Below are 3153 nucleotides of genomic sequence, written 5' to 3'. Positions count from 1 at the left end.
TCAGGGCCTCGACGTCGGCCCCCTCAAGCCTGGAGATGGTGTTCTCTATCTCCTTCAGGGTTCCCTCGACCATGTACCCCACGAAGCTCTCGAAGCCCGGACGTTCGTGGAGCTCGAAGTGTATTCCCTCCCTCTTAAGCTCCTCCGTGAGTGCCTTTCTCACAGCCTCGCTCTTCGTGACGAGTCTCATACCATCACCGCCCATTCTTAGGGGGCTGGCTTATAGCGTTTGCGGGCGGGAAAGTATTAAAAGGAGCCCGCGTAGCTATGCCGGGGATGGCAATGGGCGAGAAACAGTACCTCCTCGACAGAACCCTTGAGTCCTGGAGGGGAAAGAAGATAGCCGTTGGAATCGGAAGTGACGCGAGCTTTTCGGGGGTACTCGTCGAATTCGACGAAGAGGTCATACTCCTTAGGGACGTCACCGACTATGCCGGCAACAAGGCTAAGGAGCTTATAGTTAAAATCGACGACCTCAACTGGATAACCCTTCTCTGAGGTGAGAGCATGCGCGCGGTGGCCTTCGTGGGCTTCAAAAAGAGCGGGAAGACGACGACGGTTGAGGCCGTTGCGAAGGTTCTGAAGGAGCGTGGCTACCGTGTGGCCGTAGCGAAGAGCATGCACTCAACCTTTGACAGGGAAGGGAGCGACACCTGGCGCCTTTCGCGGGTGGCGGACTCCGTCCTGGTCAGAGCGGACGATACGGATGCACTCCTCTTTAAGGCCAAAGACGTTAACGCCCTCTTCTCTATGGTCTCAGCGGACTTTCTTCTCCTTGAGGGCTTTAAGTCTATAAAGCACGTCCCCAAAGTGATATGCGCGAAGACCGAGAAAGACGTGAGGGAGCTCAACGATGGCCTTGCCATAGCCGTGAGTGGGGTCATAGCGGGAAACGGTGCAGGTGAGGTAGACGGTTTACCGGTGGTAGACGCGACCAGGGAGCCGGAAAAACTGGCCGACCTTGTTGAAAAGCGCGCCTTCATGCTCCCTAACATAGACTGCGGCCTCTGTGGTTTCAACTGCGCCGAGATGGCGAGGCTGATAGTTGCCGGGGAGAAGACCCTCAGGGACTGCGTTGTCCTCAGCTCAAAGCCTAAGGTTACGGTTAAGATTGACGGCCAGGTTCTCCCGATGAAGGACTGGGTGCAGGAGCTCGTTGAGAAGACGGTAAAGGGGATGCTCTCGGCGATGAAGGGCTACCGCGAGGGGAAGAGGATTGAGATTGTGATAAGGGAGGAGTGACGTCCTACAGGGCGGGCTTCTCAAACAGCTCATTCCTTCCAGAACTCTTGGGGAAGGAGCTCAAGAATCTCCCTGGCCCTCCCGAAGTCTCTGTCAAGTGCGGCTATTCTTTTTGTTCCATATTCTAAGGCGGTGGCTATTATCCTTGCATCGTGAGGGAAGAGGTTGTAGTGTCTCATAAAGAGCAATGTCTTTGCCAGTCGCGGGAATCTGGGACCACCATGACGTCAAAAGCCTCAAAAACAGCCAGAGCTCTCTTCCCAGTTTCGTAGATAAACTCCGCCAGTTCCGAACTTTTTGAGAGTCTTTCTTTTATGGCGGTCGATGATCTAATTCCAAATTCTCGATGCACTTCTCTCCGGATTATGACGAAAAGGAACTCGTCCAGAACGAGATCGGAGGTTATCTTGGGCTCGGGGGAGGTTAAAACTTCCTCGGCCATTTCTGCAAATTCTCCATTGGTGGTGTAGTGATAGAAAACACTCGTGTCAATGTAAATCACTGTTCATACACCTCGACCCTGAGGTTTTTAAGCTCCTCGCTGGTACCCCCTTCACCGAACATCCCCCGCCGGACTTCCTTGGCAAGTTCCCGTATTTCTTCCCTAATTTCTTCGATTTCTATGAGCTCCTGAACCTTCTTTACGTCCACGCTTCCAAGAAGCCTCTTCAGGGTCAGGTTTTCCATTTCCCATACACCATTCCCTTTTTGCATTCCCGGGATTTAAAGGTTGCTTTACGGTAGGATCAAGAGGATTAAACTATGCCCCCATCAACACCCCGAAGAGCCTCTCTATCTCCTCAAGTTCCTCGTCGGTTATCCCGTAGAGCCGGGCGACTTTCTTGTCTATTTTCGCTTCGATTTTCTTAAGCTCCTTCTCGATTCCGGAGAGTTCTTCTTCGAGCGCTGTCATTTTTTCCCTGATCCTCTTTCTCTCCTCGCCTTTTGTCCCTTTTAGGGACTTTTTGAGAGCTTTTATCTCGTCGAGCAGTCTGTATTTGTCCGAGGCCTTTTCATGGGCCTCCTTTGAAAGCTCCGCGAGTTCGAGATGGATTTTGTTGGAGGGGTCAAAGGTTGGAATGTAAATTCTCTTCGGGACATCTGTTGTTATGTGAACTTCGAGGCCGTAGCTGGCGACGATAAAACGGGCTATTACCGAGTTTAGGACTGAAGCGATGTAATGGGCCTCGTCTTCGGAGTTTGTGGGGATGAAAATGATGCCATGTGACGGAACTAACGGCTTTCCGTTTGCCTTGGGAAGAACAGCACATGATAGCTCTGCTTTCCCGCTAATTTTCCCCGATATGTGCTTCCATCCGACTTTGTAAGGCGCCAGAGATGACTTTGTTCTTAATACTGCATAAAAAGGCTTTCCGGCTTTTTTTAGCAGTTGTTTGTATCCTGATCTATCCTTTAGTTCCTTTTCAAACTTCAGAAAGAACTCATATGCCTTTGGGTATCTTACTTTAAAATCCTCCTCAGAAATTAGTTCACCGGTCTCTGGATTGACTGGGAGCAGTATATAACCTTCAGATGAGGAAAACCACTTCTTTGCATTTCTCCCACGGATAAGGGGGAATATCAAATCGTCTTCCACTATGGCCTGTATTTTCTTACTTCTTCCTTTCATTGTCTTTCCAACATTGGAAATCAGAGTTCCCACTGGAGTTTTCTGAACCACTTCAACCCAGTATATACTGTCCGCCCAAGTTCCAACTCCTGCTGTAGCAGAATACTCTGATGGTCTCATAATTCTCCTCAAAATATTTTCCACGCGTCTGCTTGTCATCATCCAGGGGCTTTCAGGCTTCCCTTCCTCGATGGGCATGAAGACGAGGCTGTGAATCTTGGCCTTTTTCTTCACATCTTCAAGGCTTGCCTCAACATCTACTCCCTTGCTCTCGGGCCAGT

Annotated in this window: 6 protein-coding genes and 1 pseudogene; 2 read left to right on the top strand and 5 right to left on the bottom strand. The window is 50.5% G+C overall.

Annotation, left to right across the window (positions count from 1 at the left end; genetic code table 11):
- A pseudogene (locus tag MVD07_RS01570) lies at window positions 1-190 on the bottom strand (hypothetical protein); the annotation flags it as partial.
- A gap of 92 nt (window positions 191-282) precedes the next feature.
- Here MVD07_RS01570 and MVD07_RS01565 point away from each other — a divergent pair.
- Window positions 283-498, top strand: coding sequence for an LSm family protein (locus MVD07_RS01565; protein ID WP_297497710.1), 216 nt, complete (start codon window positions 283-285; stop codon window positions 496-498).
- 9 nt (window positions 499-507) lie between these two features.
- The gene (locus tag MVD07_RS01560) at window positions 508-1242 is read left to right on the top strand and encodes a molybdopterin-guanine dinucleotide biosynthesis protein MobB (protein ID WP_297497704.1); all 735 of its coding nucleotides are present in this window, start codon (window positions 508-510) and stop codon (window positions 1240-1242) included.
- 29 nt (window positions 1243-1271) lie between these two features.
- Here the strand turns inward: MVD07_RS01560 and MVD07_RS01555 are convergent, their stop codons facing one another.
- The 4 genes from MVD07_RS01555 to MVD07_RS01540 form a co-directional block, all read right to left on the bottom strand.
- Window positions 1272-1430, bottom strand: coding sequence for a hypothetical protein (locus MVD07_RS01555; protein WP_366078431.1), 159 nt, complete (start codon window positions 1428-1430; stop codon window positions 1272-1274).
- Window positions 1418-1744 (bottom strand): PIN domain-containing protein, encoded by a 327-nt coding sequence (locus MVD07_RS01550; protein WP_297497702.1) that lies wholly within the window; start codon window positions 1742-1744, stop codon window positions 1418-1420. The genes MVD07_RS01555 and MVD07_RS01550 overlap by 13 nt, the downstream gene beginning before the upstream one ends.
- Window positions 1741-1929 carry a hypothetical protein gene (locus MVD07_RS01545; RefSeq protein WP_297497699.1) on the bottom strand — a complete coding sequence of 63 codons (189 nt, stop codon included), beginning with the start codon at window positions 1927-1929 and terminating at the stop codon, window positions 1741-1743. The genes MVD07_RS01550 and MVD07_RS01545 overlap by 4 nt, the downstream gene beginning before the upstream one ends.
- A gap of 73 nt (window positions 1930-2002) precedes the next feature.
- The coding region (locus MVD07_RS01540) for a hypothetical protein (protein ID WP_297497696.1) at window positions 2003-3153 on the bottom strand (1151 nt) is incomplete at its 5' end.

Origin of the sequence: Thermococcus sp. (assembly GCF_027008145.1) — an archaeon.
In the GTDB taxonomy this organism is placed as follows: Archaea; Methanobacteriota_B; Thermococci; order Thermococcales; family Thermococcaceae; genus Thermococcus.
This window is presented reverse-complemented; position numbering and strand designations above follow the sequence as displayed.

What these genes read in the sequence shown, in the direction of transcription:
- MVD07_RS01565 (WP_297497710.1), top strand. Translation starts at nt 283, where the DNA reads ATGGGCGAGAAACAGTACCTCCTCGACAGAACCCTTGAGTCCTGGAGG.
- MVD07_RS01545 (WP_297497699.1), bottom strand. Translation starts at nt 1,929, where the DNA reads ATGGAAAACCTGACCCTGAAGAGGCTTCTTGGAAGCGTGGACGTAAAG.
- MVD07_RS01560 (WP_297497704.1), top strand. Translation starts at nt 508, where the DNA reads ATGCGCGCGGTGGCCTTCGTGGGCTTCAAAAAGAGCGGGAAGACGACG.